The 17515-nt window shown below is 68.6% G+C and carries 12 protein-coding genes; 5 read left to right on the top strand and 7 right to left on the bottom strand.

From position 1 onward, the window contains the following. The first annotated feature begins 50 nt into the window (after positions 1-50). Together G6N53_RS25175 and G6N53_RS25170 are read left to right on the top strand one after the other, a co-directional pair. Complete coding sequence (locus G6N53_RS25175) at positions 51-1301, top strand: multidrug effflux MFS transporter (RefSeq protein ID WP_163893659.1); 1251 nt, start codon at positions 51-53, stop codon at positions 1299-1301. Positions 1302-1413: 112 nt separating this feature from the next. Further along, on the top strand, positions 1414-3228 hold the full coding sequence (locus G6N53_RS25170; RefSeq protein WP_163893657.1) for an MFS transporter: 1815 nt from the start codon (positions 1414-1416) through the stop codon (positions 3226-3228). Here G6N53_RS25170 and G6N53_RS25165 read toward each other — a convergent pair. The 4 genes from G6N53_RS25165 to G6N53_RS25150 all read right to left on the bottom strand — a co-directional run bounded on the left by G6N53_RS25165 (position 3225) and on the right by G6N53_RS25150 (position 10148). Continuing rightward, positions 3225-4592, bottom strand: coding sequence for an NAD(P)/FAD-dependent oxidoreductase (locus tag G6N53_RS25165; RefSeq protein WP_163896359.1), 1368 nt, complete (start codon positions 4590-4592; stop codon positions 3225-3227). The two genes, G6N53_RS25170 and G6N53_RS25165, sit on opposite strands and share 4 nt — an antisense overlap. 96 nt (positions 4593-4688) lie before the next feature. After that, positions 4689-6047 carry an FAD-binding oxidoreductase gene (locus G6N53_RS25160; protein ID WP_163893655.1) on the bottom strand — a complete coding sequence of 453 codons (1359 nt, stop codon included), beginning with the start codon at positions 6045-6047 and terminating at the stop codon, positions 4689-4691. Then, positions 6044-9481: a TM0106 family RecB-like putative nuclease gene (locus G6N53_RS25155; RefSeq protein WP_163893653.1), complete on the bottom strand. Its 3438-nt coding sequence runs from the start codon at positions 9479-9481 to the stop codon at positions 6044-6046. Before G6N53_RS25155 ends, G6N53_RS25160 begins: the two co-directional genes overlap by 4 nt. Positions 9482-9590: 109 nt before the next feature. Continuing rightward, positions 9591-10148, bottom strand: a complete 558-nt coding sequence (locus tag G6N53_RS25150; protein WP_163893652.1) for an LppP/LprE family lipoprotein — start codon at positions 10146-10148, stop codon at positions 9591-9593. A gap of 87 nt (positions 10149-10235) precedes the next feature. Between G6N53_RS25150 and G6N53_RS25145 the strand changes: the two genes are divergently transcribed. The 3 genes from G6N53_RS25145 to G6N53_RS25135 all read left to right on the top strand — a co-directional run bounded on the left by G6N53_RS25145 (position 10236) and on the right by G6N53_RS25135 (position 13872). Further along, on the top strand, positions 10236-11927 hold the full coding sequence (locus tag G6N53_RS25145; protein ID WP_163893650.1) for a DEAD/DEAH box helicase: 1692 nt from the start codon (positions 10236-10238) through the stop codon (positions 11925-11927). 13 nt (positions 11928-11940) lie between these two features. Then, positions 11941-13092: an acyltransferase family protein gene (locus tag G6N53_RS25140; protein WP_163893648.1), complete on the top strand. Its 1152-nt coding sequence runs from the start codon at positions 11941-11943 to the stop codon at positions 13090-13092. Between the two features lie 63 nt (positions 13093-13155). Then, positions 13156-13872, top strand: coding sequence for a siderophore-interacting protein (locus G6N53_RS25135; protein WP_163893646.1), 717 nt, complete (start codon positions 13156-13158; stop codon positions 13870-13872). Here G6N53_RS25135 and G6N53_RS25130 read toward each other — a convergent pair. The 3 genes from G6N53_RS25130 to G6N53_RS25120 all read right to left on the bottom strand — a co-directional run bounded on the left by G6N53_RS25130 (position 13857) and on the right by G6N53_RS25120 (position 17211). Next, positions 13857-14465, bottom strand: coding sequence for a TetR/AcrR family transcriptional regulator (locus tag G6N53_RS25130; RefSeq protein ID WP_163893644.1), 609 nt, complete (start codon positions 14463-14465; stop codon positions 13857-13859). The genes G6N53_RS25135 and G6N53_RS25130 overlap by 16 nt on opposite strands. After that, positions 14465-15706: a cytochrome P450 gene (locus tag G6N53_RS25125; RefSeq protein WP_163893642.1), complete on the bottom strand. Its 1242-nt coding sequence runs from the start codon at positions 15704-15706 to the stop codon at positions 14465-14467. The genes G6N53_RS25130 and G6N53_RS25125 overlap by 1 nt, the downstream gene beginning before the upstream one ends. Positions 15707-15855: 149 nt before the next feature. Beyond that, the gene (locus tag G6N53_RS25120) at positions 15856-17211 is read right to left on the bottom strand and encodes an FAD-binding oxidoreductase (protein ID WP_163896358.1); all 1356 of its coding nucleotides are present in this window, start codon (positions 17209-17211) and stop codon (positions 15856-15858) included. Positions 17212-17515 lie beyond the last annotated feature (304 nt).

Raw genomic sequence — 17515 nt, 5'->3', positions numbered from 1 at the left:
TGTTCGGGATCTGGGGAAGAAAATATTGGGAAGCGACGCTAACCATTCTCATGGCAGTATCCGTGGACGTGGATGTCAGCGCGCCGAGCCGCACCCGGATGATCGTGGTCCTGGGCCTGTTGGTGGCGCTGGGTCCGCTGACCATCGACATGTACCTGCCCGCTCTGCCGAAGATCGCCGATGACATGTCGGTGTCGTCGTCGGTGGTGCAGCTGACGCTGACCGGGACGCTGGCCGGGCTGGCGTTGGGCCAGCTGGTCGTCGGTCCGCTGTCGGATTCGCTGGGCCGCCGCAAACCGATGATCGCCGGGATCGTGCTGCACATGGCGGCCTCGCTGCTGTGCATGTTCGCGCCGTCGATCGCGGTGCTCGGTGTCGCGCGCGGACTGCAGGGTTTTGGCGCCGCGGCGGCGATGGTGGTCGCCATCGCGGTGGTGGGCGACCTGTTCAAGGACAACGTCGCCGCCACGGTGATGTCGCGGCTGATGCTGGTGCTCGGTGTGGCACCGGTGCTCGCCCCGTCGCTCGGTGCCGCGGTGCTGCTGCACGCGTCCTGGCACTGGGTGTTCGCCGCGCTGGTCGTGCTGGCCGGGGCGCTGCTGGTGATGGCGGCGCTGGCGCTGCCCGAGACGCTGCCCGCGAACCACCGGCGCCCGCTGAAGGTTCGCGGAATCGGTGCGACCTACCTGGAACTGCTTCGTGACCTGCGGTTTGTCATGCTGGTGCTGATCGCGGCGCTGGGCATGTCCGGCCTGTTCGCCTACATCGCGGGAGCGTCGTTCGTGCTGCAGGGCCGCTACGGGCTCGATCAGACCGCCTTCGCGCTGGTGTTCGGTGCGGGGGCGATCGCGCTGATCGCCTCCACCCAGTGCAACGTGGTGTTGCTGCGGCGCTTCTCGCCCCAGCAGATCATGGTGTGGGCGCTGGTCGCAGCGTCGGTGTCCGGGGCCGTTTTCGTGGCCCTGGCCGCGGCCCATATCGGCGGCCTGGTCGGCTTCGTGGTGCCGGTGTGGGGCATCCTCGCCGCGATGGGGCTGGTGATCCCGAACGCTCCGGCGGTCGCGCTGACCCGTCACCCCGACGCGGCGGGCACCGCGGCCGCGCTGCTGGGGGCCGCCCAGTTCGGCCTCGGCGCCGCCGTCGCCCCGCTGGTCGGGGTGCTCGGCAACGACGAACTGGCGATGGCGGTGGTGATGTCGGCCGGCGTCATGATCGCGTTGGCGGCGTTGTTGGTCACCGGGGTGCACAAGCCGGCGACCGTCGACGCCGTCGCTGGTGACACCGTCGCCGACCCGGTGTGAGGACGTGATGCCCGACACCGGACTTGTCGGGCTTCCCGTCGATCCGTAGCGTCGGGCCGTCCCCGCTCTGCACCGCCCTGCTTCGACTCACGAGACTGCCGACCACATCACCATGTCCGAGACCGTGACACCGCGCGCCCCGAGTGCCAACCCGTGGCATGCCTTGTGGGCGTTGCTCATCGGCTTTTTCATGATCCTGGTCGACGCCACCATCGTCGCCGTCGCCAACCCGGCGATCATGGCGAGCCTGGACGCCGACTACGACGCGGTGATCTGGGTGACCAGCGCCTACCTGCTGGCGTACGCGGTGCCGCTGCTGGTGGCGGGCGGGCTGGGGGACCGGTACGGACCCAAGAACCTCTATCTGCTGGGCCTGGCGGTGTTCACGGTCGCTTCGCTGTGGTGTGGGCTGTCCGACAGCATCGGCACGCTGGTCGCCGCCAGGGTGGTCCAGGGCATCGGGGCAGCGCTGCTGACACCGCAGACGCTGTCGGTGATCACCCGGACCTTCCCGGCGCAGCGCCGCGGCGTCGCGATGAGCGTGTGGGGTGCCACCGCAGGGGTGGCCACGCTGATCGGCCCGCTGGCCGGCGGGTTGCTGGTGGACCACCTGGGGTGGCAGTGGATCTTCATCGTCAATGTGCCGATCGGTGTCGTCGGCCTGGTGATGGCGGTCCGGCTGGTACCGGCCCTGCCCACGCAGAAGCAGGGCTTCGACCTGCGGGGCGTGGTGCTCTCGGCCGTCGGGATGTTCCTGATCGTGTTCGCCCTGCAGGAGGGCCAGGCCTACGACTGGGCGCCGTGGATCTGGGCGACGATCGTCATCGGCGTCGCGGTCATGTCGGCGTTCCTCTACTGGCAGTCGGTCACCAAAGGCGAGCCACTGATCCCGCTGGTCATCTTCAGCGACCGCGACTTCTCGATGTCCAATCTCGGGGTGGCGACCATCGGGTTCGTCGCGACCTCGATGTTCCTGCCGTTGATGTTCTACGCCCAGTCGGTCTGTGGGCTCTCACCGACCCGGGCCGCCCTGTTGACTGCGCCGATGGCGATCGCGACCGGGGTGCTCGCCCCGCTGGTCGGCAGGATCGTCGACCGGTCACACCCCCGGCCGGTGGTCGGCTTCGGCTTCTCGGTGATCGCGATCGGGCTGACCTGGCTGTCGATCGAGATGACGCCGACGACGCCGATCTGGCGGCTGGTGCTGCCGCTGACGGCGATGGGGGTGGGCATGGCGTTCATCTGGTCGCCGCTGGCGGCCACCGCGACCCGGAACCTGGCTCCACAGCTGGCCGGTGCCGGCTCCGGTGTCTACAACACCAACCGGCAGGTCGGGTCGGTGCTCGGCAGCGCCGGGATGGCGGCGTTCATGGCTTCACGGCTGTCCGCCGAGATGCCGGCCGCGGCGGACACGGCGCCGCGGGCAGAAGGGGCGGCCACCCAGCTTCCGGAGTTCCTGCACGCCCCGTTCGCCGCCGCAATGTCGCAGGCGATGCTGTTGCCGGCGTTCGTCGCCCTGATCGGGGTGATCGCGGCACTGCTGCTGCTCGGGTACGCCACGGCCCCGGTGGCGCCCACGGACCCGGTCACCGTGGCCGATGACGACGGCGACTGGGACGACGAGACCTTCGCCGACGGGGCCTTCGACGACGATGAGTACGTCGAGTACGTCGTCGACTGGGAGGATGTCGACGGGGAGGATGTCGACGGGGAGAATTCGGTCACCGGGCCGACGAGCGACAGGCCGGCACGATCCACAGGCCCGGATTCGGTCGCCGCCGATCCGGAATGGCGCAACATCCTCGACCTGCTGCTTGAGGAACCGCCCCCCGAACCGGCGCCGAACGGTCACGCGCACAACGGTTTCCATGAAGTTGACGACCAAGCCGAAACCCGCGGTGGTCGGCACGCGCGGGGACCGGATTAGCCGGAATCCATCAGAGCGGCGAGCCGCTGGTTGGTCTTGTCGAGCGCCACCGTGAGCGCACCGATGGCCTTTTCCCGCACCCGGGGCCGGTCCGCCGGGAACTTCGGGAACAGGTCGCGCAGCACGTTCAGGCGGGCCGACTGAAGCCAGTCGAGCAGCTCGGGGTCCTTCAGCCACCGGATCTGAGCGCGATTGTCCGACAACAAGATCCGCAGCCAGTCGACAGGCGCGTCCGGGTGCGGGATGGGTTCGCACAAGTCGTTGCGCGCAGCGTCGTCTCGAGCGGAGTCGCCGTAGGCCGCTTCCACGTGGGCGATGAACGCCGCGCTGAACACCTGCTGGCAGCCCCGCACACTCTGCAAGGTGATCAGGTCGCCGTTGAACACCGGCACCGAAGGGGGCCGGGGCAGACCCGGCGTCGTGCAGTCGACATAGAGCGAGGGCACCGGCACCGGGATCGTGCCCTGCGCCAACAGCAGCCGATCCTGCTCCACCCGGTCGATGTGCCCGAGCCGCACCACGTCTTCGATGAGGCGAAGGTGGTCGAGCTCGCCGAGCGACACAATGGCGCAGTGGTACATCGTGGGACGCACCGCCGTGTCCAGGCGGAGCAGGTTCTGGTCGGCCTCCAGCCGGTCGAAGAGATCCTCGAGTGAGGTCGCCTCGGTGATCGCCGTCATCCGGGTGTTGATCGAGTCGCGCAGCTGTCTCACGAAATCCGGCCCGGGCTGGACGTGGGCCCGGTTGAGCAGCCACGAATCACGCGGCATGATCCAGCGCAGCCGCTCGGCCGGAACGCCGTTGCGCATCAGCCACAGGCAACAGTCCATCCCGGTCTTGCCGCCGCCCACGATCGTGTAGTGCTGGTGGTCCGCGGCCCGGCGGGGCAGGTCGTTCGGGGTGACGATGTCCACCCCGTCGGCGACCGCGAACGGCGGTGCCGGCCTCATCGACTGGACCACGGTCAGCAGGTACGTCGCATCGACCACCCGGCGTCGCACGGACACGGTGTGCTCGGCGCCATCGAGGGTGCGGAACCTGTGGTCACCCAGGTATCGCGTGGCCGGGAAGTAGGACAACCGCCCGGTGGGCAGCAGGTGGTGGCGCATCACCTGGTCGTAATAGGCGCAGACCTCGTGACCGGTCGCCAGCTCGAAGAAGCCTTCGTTCCAGCCGGTGGTGTCGATGGAGTCCTCGTTGCTCAGCGGGAGCGAGTTCACCCCGTAGTACGCGGACGGCTGATGCAATCGCACGAACGGATACACCGCGTTCCAGTGGCCGCCGGGCTGGTGGTTCTCGTCGACCAGCACAACGGTGGCCTCGGCGTTCTCGGTCAGCAGCGTGTCGACGAACGCCATGCCCATGGCGCCTGCCCCGACAACCAGGTAGTCAGCTTCGATACCCACAACACCGACACGCTACGTGGTCGGCGCCCGGGTCGGCGTGACGGTGTGGTGACGTCAGCTGAACAGCACTGCGGGGTTCAGATAGCCGTCCGGATCGAACGCCGCCTTGACCGTCCGCATCGCCGTGATGTCGGCGTCGGAGCGAGACATCGACACGTACTCCCGCTTGCGTGATCCGACGCCGTGTTCGGAGCTGACGTTGCCACCGCAGCGGGCGATCAACACCATCATCGCCGAGTACAGGTCACGTTCGCGGGCCCCGGACAGTTCACAACGCACGATGTTGAGGTGCAGGTTGCCTTCCCCGATGTGCCCGAACAGCACCGGGATGGCGTCGGGAGCATGGGTGGCCACCAGCGCCGCGGATTCCTCGGCGAACCGGCGGATCGCCGAAAGGGGCAGTGAGACATCAAATTTCAGGGGAGGCCCGTAGGCGCCCAGGACTTCGGCGACCGATTCGCGCACCTGCCAGAGCCGCTGCTGGGCACTCGAGTCCACGCCGACGGCCGGCTCGTCGGACAGCGCCGCGGACTCCAGCACGCCGGCCAGCCGTTCGGTCAGATCCGTATCCCCTGAGAGCTCGACGAGTAACTGCCAGGCCCCCTCGACCGGTGCACGGACGCCGACGTGTTCGGCGGTCAGGGCGCTCGCACGGGCGTCGATGAGTTCCAGGGCGGCGATGCCCTCCAGATCGCGGAACGCCCTGCCGGTGTCGACGAGCGCGTCGAGGTCGGCGAATCCGCAGATGGCCGTGACCCGTTGGCCGGGCGCGGGGTGCAGTCGCAGATCCAGGCCGGTGATCACCCCGAGTGTGCCCTCGGCGCCGACGAACAGCGAGGCCAGGTCGTAGCCGGTGTTGTCGCTGCGGACCTGACTGTGCCGGCGCACCACGGTGCCGTCCGGCAACGCCACGTCCAGACCGATGACCTGTTCGCCCATGTTGCCGTAGCACACCGTGCGCAGTCCGCCCGCGTTCGTCGAGGCCATTCCGCCCACGGTCGCCGAATCCCGAGCGGCGAGGTCGACACCGAACACCAGCCCGGCCGCGCCGGCCGCGCGCTGCACTTCGGCCAACGTCGCGCCGGCGCCGACGTGGATACGGCGCTCAGCCACGTCGACCGGGCCGACTTCGCGCAGTCGCTCGGTCGACAGCAGCACGTCGTCGTGTTCGGGCACGGTCCCGGCCACCAGAGAGGTCCGACCGCCCTGCACGGTGACGCGGACGCCGGCCTCGCGGCAGGCACGCAGGGTCGCGGCGACCTCGTCGGTGGTGCCCGGGCGCACCAGCACACTGGCACGCCCCCGGTACCGCCCGGTGTGATCGACGCTGCGGCCGGCCAGCACGTCGGCATCGGTGCTGACGTAGCCGGGTCCGACGATCGCCGTAAGCCGTCCGGTGAGCGCTTCGGTCACCCCGTGGGTGTATCACATGTGCTCAGAGCCAGGAACGCCCCCAACTCCACCAGGCGGTCGGGAGTGCCCGGCAGATGCTCGGTCAGCTGGGCCGACCGTACGATCACGGCGAGGTACTTCGCCCGGCTGACGGCAACGTTGAGCCGGTTCCTGTTGAGCAGGAAGGCGATTCCGCGCGGCACATCGTCGGCCGACGACGCCGTCATCGAGACGAACACCACCGGCGCCTGTTGGCCCTGGAACTTGTCGACGGTGCCGGCGCGCACGTCGGTGAGTCCGGCCGCGTCGAGTCGGCGCCGGGTGAGCGCCACCTGGGCGTTGTACGGGGTGACGACCAGGACGTCGCTCTGGGTCAGTGCCCGGCTGCCGTGTTCGTCGGTCCATGTGGTGCCCAAGAGGCCTTCGATGGCCGCGACGATCGTCGCTGCCTCCTCGGGGCTCTCGGTGGAGTTGCCGTCGTGGTCGACCAGCAGTGACCGCACCCCGGGGGTGACTCCGTCGAGCCGACGCGCAGCGGTCACGGCGACGTGTGAGTGCAGGCGGCTGTCGTAGGACAACCGTGAGACCGCGAGGCAGACGTCGGGGTGCATCCGGTAGGAGCGGTCGAGAAAGTAGCCGCGCTCGGGCGGCAGCGTGTGGTGTCCGTCGACGAGCCAGGCCAGGGCGGAGCCGTCGACCGGTTCCGGATGGGTGCCCTGGCTGACCTGCGGTAGCTGCTGGGGGTCGCCGAGCAGCAACAGGTTGCGCGCCGCGCGGGACACCGCGATCGTGTTCGCCAGGCTGAACTGCCCGGCCTCCTCGACGACCAACAGATCGAGACTTCCCATCGGGATCCTGTTGTCGTTGGCGAAGTCCCAGGCCGTGCCGCCGACCACGCAGCCGTCCTGACCGAGGAAACCGGCGAAGTCGTCGGGACCCAGCTCGGTCCATCCGGTGGTGACCGTGTTGGGCTTCTTGCCGACGCGGGAACCGTCCACCCCGGCCTTCAGCACGTCGCCGAACAGGTTCTCGACCACGGCGTGCGACTGCGCCACCACCCCGACCCGCCACCGGTGCTCGCCCACCAGGCCGGCGATCACCTGGGCGGAGGTGTAGGTCTTGCCCGTGCCGGGCGGTCCGTGTACCGCCAGGTAGGACGAGTCCAGGTCCAGCAGCGCGGCGGTGATGTCGGCGACGTCGTCTCCGGTGCGCGGCAACGCATGTCCGCTCCGGGTGCGGGGGACCTGGCGCAGCAGGATGTCGGTGACGGCGTCGGCCGGCAGGCCCGGCAGCCCGGCGGCCACAGCCGCGGCGCTGCCGGCGATGGCGTCCTGGAGCGGCTTGGTGTTGAACGGGGCGTCCGGGGTCAGCGCGACCGGCACCTGGTCGAACACCTCACCGTTCTTGGGTTGGCGCTCGCAGATCACGACCTCGGTGGGTGCTTCGGTGTTGTCACACTCCAGCACCGTGACCCGGCCGAACCCCCGGCGGTCCGGGTCGTCGGAGAGTCCGCTGGGCGAGGGCGGGTCGTACAGCGCGTACATGTCCCTGGTCAGATCGCCCGCGGCGATCTCGCCGAACAGCCTGATGTGGCGCTGCGGTTTGCGCGCCCGGGGCGGTTGGTGCCAGTCCGCCACGATCTCGTGGTCCTCGGCGATGAAAACGCCCGAGTTGTCCGCCCATTCGTCGACGGGATTGTTGACCCGGTCGAAGTGACCCCACCAGAAGGGTTTGTCTTCACGTTTGTGAAAACCCTTGGCAGCGGCGAACATCGCGACCGCGGTCTGCGCCGGGCTGCGGGCGTCGACACCGTCGCCGGCGAACTTCAACAGCTTGCGCTCGACCTCATCGGGCGGGTCGGCGGCCGCGGCGGGCCCCGGCGTACTCCCGCCGGTGACCTGAACAGGACCGCGCGGCGGTACCTCCGATTCGATGGCGCGGGCCATCAGCCAGTCGCGCAACCGGTGCGTGGACCGGCAGTCGTAGCGGTTGTACTCCTCGATGTCGCGCAGCACCGTCGCGGCCTCGTCGGTGCGCCCGCTCTCCGTGAGCGCGCAGTAGCGGGCGTACTCGGTGATCGACGCGGTAGCCGTGGTCACCTCACCGCTGCGCAGCTCGGCGCCCATGTAGAGCGGCTCGAGCGACTTGATGCTGTAGTTCTCCGTGCCCACCCGGATGCTCTTGCGTACCAAGGGGTACAGGTCGACGAGCATGCCCTCGCGCAACAGTGAGTCGACTTCGTCCTCCCCGACGCCGTAGCGCCCGGCCAGTCGCAGCAGCGTGCTCTTCTCGTACGCCGCGTAGTGGTAGATGTGCATTCCGGGATAGCGCCGCCGGCGCTTGCGCACCATCGCCAGGAAGTCGACGAGTGCCTGACGTTCGCCGGGCCGGTCGTGGGCCCACAGTGGGGTGAACTGGTCAGCCGCGGTCAGCACACCCCACAGGTATTCCAGCCCCCACTCGCGGCCGTCGACGGTCCACAGCGGGTCACCCTCGAAGTCGAAGAACAGATCTCCCTTGTCGGCGTCGGGCAACACCATCAGCGGTTGCGCGTCCACGACCTCGTAGGGCGGCATGCCCTGCACCCGGTCGGCGACCTGCAGCCGGGCCTGCGCCGCCAGCCCAGTGACCGTACGGGTCGACAGCTCGGGAACCGGCCCGCGGTGTCCGGCCAGCTCGTGCACGGTGGTGATGCCCGCGTCGATCAACCGGGCCCGCTGGCTCACGCGCATTCCGGCGACCAGCAGCAGGTCGTCGGACGCGCGGACCTGCTGCTCGCACTCCGTGCAGCGGAAGCAGGCGCGTACGTCGTCCTCCCAGGTCACCGGCTTGCCACCGGCGAGATGAGTGTCCAGTAGGCGTTGCAGCGCGGCCCGGCGCGGCGCGTACACCGGCAGTAGTTCGGTGACGGGGTAGCTGACCGCGGATCCGTCGCCCAGGACCAGGTCCACCTCGGGGGCCACCGGCACTCCCGCGTCGGTCAGCGTCTGCGCGTACGCCGCCAACTGCAGCAGAGCCTCCACCTTGACCGAGCGGGCCAGCTTGGTGTCGCGCAACCGGTAGCGGTGCCCCTCGGGGGAGTCCTCGAGCACCAGGAAGTCGGCGAACCCGACGAACCGACCGTCGAACATGGCGGCCTGGTAGATGACGGGCGCGCCGCGCTCGATCGCGGCCAGTGTCTGCTGGGCCGCGGCCGACAGTCCCGCGACGGTGTATTCGGGACGGCCGATGACGGTGATGTCGCCGGTCTCCGGCTGTTGCCGCAGTTCGTCGAGGTGGCGTCGTTCGTGTTCATCACCGAGTTCGGCGGTACGGGCGAGCAGTTCGTCGTCGGTGGTGACCGGCGGACCCCAGCCGAGCCGGGCGTCGAACGAGCGCAGCAGCGCGTACTCGCAGCGAGCGGCGGCGGCGAGGTCGGAGGCGCTGTAGATGACCCGATCCTCGCCGACGAACACGCAGCCACTGTAGGCCAGCCCGCCGACACCCCGGCCTGCCGCGAAATATCATTCCGGGTTGCGAACGGGGCCGAAGCCACAGCCCGGAATGATATTTCGCGGCGAACGCTCAGCCGGTGTTGCCGATCAACTCCACGCCGCTGCCGTTCCAGCGGAACTTCACCACGCTGTCGAGCCCGGGCACCCCGCCGGAGTACTCCAGCGCGACGGTGTCGCCGGTGGTCTCCGAGCTGTCCAGGCCGTTGAAGCCGAACGTGTCGGGCACCCCCGTCGGGATGAACTTGCCCCGGTGGAACAGCAGCGCGCGGGTGTTCGGGTTCTCCGAGTTCGTGTTGGCCTTGATGATCACCGCCGACAGCTGCGCGCATTCGTTGTAGTTGCCGGCCAGCGGCTCGGGGTTCCAGGCCTGCTCACTGCGCGGGTCGGGAGGTAGTTCGGACACCGCCCTGAGGATCTCGGGTGCGGCGAGGTTGACGGCACACGGATCGTTGGCCGCGGGAGGGCCGGGCGCAGGAGGTGGCGGGGCCACGGCGACAGGTGTCTGCGCAGGCGTCGACACCGCCGTCGGCCCCGGTGTCTTGGAGGCGGTCGAGTCGCCCGAGCCGCAGCCGGCGACGGTCAACGCCACGACGCCCGCCAGGGCACCGGTCACCGCCGTCCATTTCACAACTGCGCACCGTACCGTCACGGCGATTGGGGTGATGAGAGGCGCGCGGCGGGAAATGGCGGCGACTGGCACTAGACTGCCACCTCGATGACGTCTTCGAACTCCGAGCCGGGTAGCGATGTCCCGGCCGGCGAGCTGAGCTTTGCTGACCTGCAGATTCACCCCTCGGTGCTGCAGGCTGTCGTCGACGTCGGATACGAAACGCCGTCGCCCATCCAGGCGGCGACCATCCCGGCGATGATGGCGGGCTCCGACGTCGTCGGGCTCGCGCAGACCGGAACCGGGAAGACCGCCGCCTTCGCCATCCCGCTCCTGTCGAAGATCGACACCGCCAGCCGCGTCACGCAGGCGCTGGTCCTCGCACCGACCCGGGAGCTGGCGCTGCAGGTCGCGGAAGCATTCAGCCGCTACGGCGCTCATCTGTCGGTCAACGTGCTGCCGATCTACGGCGGCTCGCCCTACGGCCCGCAGATGGCCGGGCTGCGGCGGGGCGCCCAGATCGTCGTCGGCACCCCGGGCCGGGTCATCGACCATCTCGAGAAGGGCAGCTTGGACCTCTCGCACCTCGACTATCTGGTGCTCGACGAGGCCGACGAGATGCTGCAGATGGGCTTCGCCGAGGACGTCGAGCGAATTCTGGAGGGCACCCCGGAGTACAAGCAGGTCGCGTTGTTCTCGGCGACGATGCCGCCGGCGATTCGCAAGATCACCTCCAAGTACCTGCACGACCCGGTCCAGGTGAAGGTCGAATCCAAGACCGCGACCGCCGACAACATCGCTCAGCGATACATCCAGGTATCCGGGAACCGCAAGATGGACGCGCTCACCCGGCTGCTCGAAGTCGAGCCGTTCGAGGCGATGATCGTGTTCGTCCGCACCAAGCAGGCGACCGAGGAGGTCGCCGAGAAGCTTCGTGCCCGCGGCTTTTCCGCCGCGGCCATCAACGGCGACATCGCGCAGGCCGTGCGCGAGCGCACCATCGCCTCACTCAAGGACGGCAAGCTCGACATCCTTGTCGCGACGGACGTGGCCGCGCGCGGTCTCGACGTCGACCGCATCTCGCACGTGCTCAACTACGACATCCCGCATGACCCGGAGTCCTACGTGCACCGCATCGGGCGCACCGGAAGGGCCGGCCGCTCGGGCACGGCGCTGCTGTTCGTGTCACCCCGTGAACGCCACCTGCTCAACTCGATCGAGCGGGTGACCCGGCAGAAGCTGGTCGAGAGGGGCCTGCCATCGGTTGATGACGTCAACGCCCAGCGTGTGGAGAAGTTCCGCGACTCGATCACCGAAGCGCTGGCCAACCCGGGAATCGAGTTGTTCCGCAAGCTGATCGAGGGTTACGAGCGCGATCACGACGTACCGATGGCCGACATCGCCGCGGCGCTGGCGTTGCAGAGCCGCGACGGCGGCGAGTTCCTGATGACGGAGCCGCCGCCGGAGAAGCGCCGCGAACGGCCCGAGCGCCAGGGACGTGACGACGGCGCACCGCGCAAGCGCCGCGAGGTGCGCAGCGACCTCGCGACGTACCGCATCGCGGTCGGCAAGCGGCACAAGGTCATGCCCGGGGCCATCGTGGGCGCCATCGCCAACGAAGGTGGGCTGCACCGCAGCGATTTCGGGCACATTTCGATCAAGCCCGACCACTCACTGGTCGAGTTGCCGGCGAAGTTGTCCAAGGAGACGCTGAAGAAGCTCGAGCACACCAGGATCCAGGGTCAGCTGATCCACCTCGAACCCGATCGCGGGCCGAAGGCGCGCCGCAAGTCCTACTGAGGCAACCGGCGACATGACCGTGCCCAGGGAACTCGATGCGCAGGGCGGTTTGGAATCGGTCACGGCGACCGGACGTGTCGACTCGCTCACCGGAATCCGGGCAGTGGCAGCGCTGCTCGTGGTGCTCACCCACGCCGCCTACACCACCGGCAAGTATCCGCAGGGCTACCTCGGCCTGGTGTACTCGCGGATGGAGATCGGCGTGCCGATCTTCTTCGTGCTGTCCGGGTTCCTGCTGTTCGCACCGTGGGTGAAGGCTGCCGCGTCCAGAAGTCCGGCGCCGTCGGTGCGGCGCTACGCCTGGCACCGGGTGCGCCGGATCATGCCCGCCTACGCGGTCACCGTCGTCGCGGCCTACCTCGTCTACCACTTCCGCACGGCCGGCCCCAATCCCGGGCACACCTGGGAAGGGCTGTTCCGCAACCTCACGCTCACCCAGATCTACACCGACGATTACCTCTATTCGTTTCTGCACCAGGGCCTCACCCAGATGTGGAGCCTCGCGGTCGAGGTCGCGTTCTACGTGGTGCTGCCGCTTCTGGCATATCTGTTGTTGGTGGTGCTGTGCCGACGACGCTGGCGGCCCGGGCTGCTGCTGGCCGGGCTGGCCGGACTCGCGCTGGTCTCGCCGGCGTGGCTGACCCTGGTACACACCACCGACTGGCTGCCCGACGGCGCACAGTTGTGGTTGCCGGGATATCTGGTGTGGTTCATCGGCGGGATGGCGCTGGCGGCGCTGCAGCCGTTGGGGGTGCGGGCCTACGCGCTGGCCTGCGTCCCGCTGGCGGTGGTGAGCTACTTCATCGTGGCCACGCCGCTGGCGGGGGAGCCGACGACCTCACCGGCCGAGTTGCGCGAGGCACTGGTCAAGACCGCGTTCTATGCCGCGATCGCCACTCTGCTGGTCGCGCCGCTGGCATTGACGGACCAACGGGCGGGCGCGGGGCTCTACCGGCGGGTGCTGGCCAGCCGCCCGATGGTGTTCCTCGGCGAGATCTCCTATGAGATCTTCCTGATCCACCTGATCACGATGGAGCTGGTCATGGTGGAGATCGTCCGCTATCCCATCTACACCGGCTCTGTCTGGCTGCTGTTCACCGGAACGCTGGTGGTGACGATCCCGCTGGCCTGGCTGCTGCACCGCTTCACCCGCGTCCGGAGCTGAGACCCGTCACCGGCCCTGAGTTAGGTTAAGCTCGCCTAAGTAATCGATCAGGGATGAGGGGCCATGTCGGACACGAAGCAGTCGCGCGGATTCGCGGGCGCGGTACTCAAGCTACTGCGCGCGGGCGACTACGAGCTGACCGTCACCGCGAGCACCCAGGTGACCCCGCACTATCTGCGGCTGAGTTTCCAGGCCGGTGGGTTGCTGGCCGACCGGGCACTGCATCCGACCATGTGGATCAGGATGTGGTTCTCCGACGGGGACAAGCTGCACCAGCGCGGCTACACGTTGGTCAACCCGGATCCGGCGAACGACACCGTGGACGTCGAGTTCGCGCTGCACGACGGCGTCGCGTCCCGATGGGCGCAGCAGGCAGCGCCGGGCGACACCATCGAGGTCACCGTGCTGGGCAGCAGTTTCGCGCTGCCCGAACCGCGCCCGGCCGGCTATGTCATCGTCGGCGACACGGCGTCGCTGCCGGCGATCAACTCCCTGCTCGACGCCATCGGCGACGCTCCCGCGCAGGTCTTCCTGGAAGCCGCGCACGACGACGACAAGCAACTGCCCGTGGCGCGGGGCACTGATGTGACGTGGGTGGATCGCAAGAACGCCGGTGAATCCCTGGTGCAGGCGGTGGAATCGGCCGCCTTCGACGCCGCCGACCACTTCGGCTGGGTGGCCTGCGACAACCGCACCACCCGCGCGGTCGCCAAGCTGCTGTGCGAGGACTACAACATTCCGCGCAAGGCGATCAAAGCTCAGGCCTACTGGGTGGCCTGACGCCGTGAGGTGATCTGATCGGCCTGCGCCGCGGGCAGCACGATCGGCACGACGAATTCCTCGAGCATCGACCGTTCGTCGGCTTCGTCGTGGCCGGGGAACACCAGCAGCGACGTCATCACCCGGACCAGCCAGCGCGCCCGATGCTCGACCAGTTCCGGCGCATCGGGACCCAGCGAGATCACGAACGCTTCGGTCAGCGCCTTGATCACCTCCGACTGCTCGGCCATCTCACCGCCGATGGGCCGCTGGGTGGTCGCGAACCACGACGCCAGGGCCGGGCTCTCGCGGACATTGCGCAGCGAGGAGAGCATGCCCTCGATGAGCCGCTCCCGCGGATCCAGCACCGACATGATCTGGTCGGTCATCTCGCGGTACAGGCGGTAGCTCTCACGGTGCACATAGGCGGTGTAGAGAGCTTCGCGGTTCTCGAAGTAGCGATACAGCGTGGCACGCGAACATCCTGCGGCCGTGGCGATCTCGTGCATGCCGACGCCGGCCGCCTCTTTCCTGGCGAACAGTTCGCCCGCTGCGTCCAGGATGCGGTCGGCGGCCACCTCGGTGCGGCGCGCCGCCAGCCAGTCGCCTGCCATCAGCTCGTCACCGTGAAGGGCACCGAGACCGGTCGTCGCACGTAACTGCCGCCGGCCCACTCGATTGTGGACTCGTCGACCTCGAAATCCGGTATCCGTGCCAGCAATTCCGTCAGCGCCACCCGTGACTGCATCCGGGCTGCCGCGGCCCCCAGGCAGTGGTGCGCGCCGTGGCTGAACGTCAGTATGTTGCGGGGCTTGCGGGTGACGTCGAGTTCCGCCGCATCGGGGCCGTACTGGCGTTCGTCCCGGTTGGCCGACCCGTAGAGGAACATCGCCCGCCGTCCCTCGGGGATGGTGACGTCACCGATAGTGACGTCGCGGGTCACGGTGCGCCCCAGCATCTGCACCGGGGAGGTCAGCCGCAGCAGTTCGTCGACCGCGTCGGGGATCAATTCGGGGTGCTGTGCCAGCAGGCGTCTCTGGTCGGGACGCTGGTGCAGCAGCTGCACCGAGCCGCCCAGCATCCCGGTGGTGGTGTCGTTGCCGCCGGTCACCATCGTGAACGTGAACGCCAGGATCGACAGCACGCCGGCGACATCACCGTCGGCGCCGACGCCGGCGGCCACCAGATGCGAGACCGTGTCGTCCTCCGGTTCCACCCGCCTGCGCTCGATCAGCGCCGTGAAGTACGCCATCATCCCGCCGAGCGCGTCGCCCACTGTCTCGAGCGCTCCTCCGATCCCGCCCTCGGCGGTGCTGGCGGCGACGATCGCGTCGGTCCAGCCGTCGAACTGTCCGCGGTCCTCCTCGGGCACACCGAGGTAGTGCGCGACCACCATCGACGGCAGGGGCTTGAACAGTTCGGCGACGATGTCCCCGCCGCCGCGGGAGCGCAACCCCTCGATGCGTTCGACCACGTAATCCCGGACCTTGGGTTCCACCGATTCCACCTGGCGGGGCGTGAACCCGCGCGAGACCAGTTTCCGGAACTCGGTGTGCACGGGCGGGTCCTGCATCACCATCGGCGGATTGTCCGCCAGCCCGATGAGGTCCAGCTCGCCGTAGTTCACGGTCAGGCCCTGCGCCGACGAGAACGTCTGGTGGTCGCGGGCGGCGGCCCAGATGTCGGCGTGCCGGGACAGCACGTAGTAGTCGTGATCCGGCCTGTCCTCGGGGACAACATGGTGGACCGGGTCGTGGTCGCGCAGTGCCCGGTACATCGGCCACGGGTCACGCCAGGTCGAGGCGTCGGCCGGCTCGAACCGCACAGGAGAATCCTGAGACAGAATCGCAGTCATGTCTTATGGGTACGACAGTGTGTCTATCTGTGTCAATAGCTATGGGCAGATCGCAACCTGGGGCGCCGATTTCTGCACCAGGGTCGCGAAGACCCGATCCCCACGACCCTCCTGCAGAAGTGGGCACCGCAGAGGCGCCAGGGGAGGCCTCAGATTGCCGCACCCGGGTTGAGGATGTTGTCCGGGTCGAGCGCGGCCTTGATGCGCCGGTTGAGTTCCATCACCTCTGGGCCCAGGTAACCGGCCAACCACGGCCGTTTGAGCCTGCCGACGCCGTGTTCGCCGGTGATGGTGCCACCGAGGCGCACCGCGAGGTCCATGATCTCGCCGAACGCGGTGTGGGCGCGTTCGGTCATCGCGGCATCGGCCGGGTCGTAGACGATCAGCGGGTGGGTGTTGCCGTCGCCGGCGTGCGCGATCACCGAGATCATCAGGTTGTGCTGCTCGGCGAGCTTCTCCACCCCGGAGACCAACTCGGCCAGCGCGGGCAGCGGGACTCCCACGTCCTCGAGCAGCAGCGAACCCTTCGCCTCAACAGCGGGGATCGCGAAGCGGCGTGCGGCGACAAACGCCTCACCCTCGTCCGGGTCGTCGGTCGAGAACACTTCAGTGGCACCGTGTTCGGTGAACACGCCGGCCATGTACTCGGCATCCTCGGCGCCGGCCGGCCCGCGGTCGTCGGTGGCGGCGACCATCATGGCGGCGGCGTTGCGGTCCAGCCCCATCTTCAGTTTGTCCTCGACGGCGTTGATCGCCACCCCGTCCATGAACTCCAGCATCGACGGGCGGATCCTGCCGGTGATGACGGCCACCGCATCACAGGCGGCCGACACCGAATCGAACGTCGCCACCACCGTGCACCCGCGGTGCTGAGCGGGCAGCAGCTTGAGCGTCACCTCGGTCACCACCCCGAGCGTGCCCTCGCTGCCGACGAACAACTTGGTCAGCGACAAACCGGCGACATCCTTCAGGCGGGGCCCGCCGAGCCGGACCGCGGTGCCGTCGGCCAGCACCACCTGCAGTCCGAGTACGTAGTCGGAGGTGACGCCGTACTTCACGCAACACAGGCCGCCGGCGTTGGTGGCGATGTTGCCGCCGATGCTGCAGATCTCGAACGACGACGGGTCCGGCGGGTACCACATCCCGTATTCGGCGACGGCCTTCTTCACCTCGGAGTTGAGCAGTCCGGGTTGGGCGACGGCGGTGCGGGTGACCGGGTCGACGGTGATGTCGCGCATCTTCTCGGTGCTCAGCACGATGCCGCCGTCGAGCGCCGTCGCGCCGCCGGACAGGCCGGTGCCCATGCCGCGCGGCACGACCGCGATCCGGTGGGACGCAGCCCATCTGAGCACGGTCTGCACCTCTTCGGTGCGCCGGGGCCGGACCACCACCATCGGGGTGCCCGCCGCCGGGTCGGCGGCCCGGTCCTGACGGTAGGACTCGAGGATGTCGGGGTCGGTGACGACGGTGCCGTCGGGCAGCGCGGAGATCAACTCAGCGAGCATGTCGGCGGCCACCTCTCGATGCTACGAGGTGCTCCGCGGCGCGCGATGCGGTTTCGGGCGGCTCTTCGGGCGGGTCGGGGTGAACCGAGGACCATGCGGCACGTCAGCCCGATCCCGCGGTGACTCACGGGCGAACTCCCGGTGTCTAGCAATCACAGAAGTCCGCAGGTCTTCGAGGGTAAGATCGACGCGAGGCTCCGGCTCGAAGACATGCAGCACCCCTGCGCACTGATAGTCGAACGCCACCGCGCGAAGCGGTTGCACACCGATCACCCGTCACAAGGCGTGCATCTGACCGTGATTC

The organism is Mycolicibacterium hippocampi (assembly GCF_010723735.1).
Classification (GTDB): domain Bacteria; phylum Actinomycetota; class Actinomycetes; order Mycobacteriales; family Mycobacteriaceae; genus Mycobacterium; species Mycobacterium hippocampi.
The sequence above is the reverse complement of the archived record's forward strand: the minus strand, read 5'-3'. Positions and strand labels throughout refer to the sequence as shown.

Coding starts and splice junctions, on each gene's coding strand:
- G6N53_RS25175 (WP_163893659.1), top strand. CDS start 51: ATGGCAGTATCCGTGGACGTGGATGTCAGCGCGCCGAGCCGCACCCGG.
- G6N53_RS25170 (WP_163893657.1), top strand. CDS start 1,414: ATGTCCGAGACCGTGACACCGCGCGCCCCGAGTGCCAACCCGTGGCAT.
- G6N53_RS25165 (WP_163896359.1), bottom strand. CDS start 4,592: ATGGGCATGGCGTTCGTCGACACGCTGCTGACCGAGAACGCCGAGGCC.
- G6N53_RS25145 (WP_163893650.1), top strand. CDS start 10,236: ATGACGTCTTCGAACTCCGAGCCGGGTAGCGATGTCCCGGCCGGCGAG.
- G6N53_RS25140 (WP_163893648.1), top strand. CDS start 11,941: ATGACCGTGCCCAGGGAACTCGATGCGCAGGGCGGTTTGGAATCGGTC.
- G6N53_RS25135 (WP_163893646.1), top strand. CDS start 13,156: ATGTCGGACACGAAGCAGTCGCGCGGATTCGCGGGCGCGGTACTCAAG.
- G6N53_RS25130 (WP_163893644.1), bottom strand. CDS start 14,465: ATGGCAGGCGACTGGCTGGCGGCGCGCCGCACCGAGGTGGCCGCCGAC.
- G6N53_RS25125 (WP_163893642.1), bottom strand. CDS start 15,706: ATGACTGCGATTCTGTCTCAGGATTCTCCTGTGCGGTTCGAGCCGGCC.
- G6N53_RS25120 (WP_163896358.1), bottom strand. CDS start 17,211: ATGCTCGCTGAGTTGATCTCCGCGCTGCCCGACGGCACCGTCGTCACC.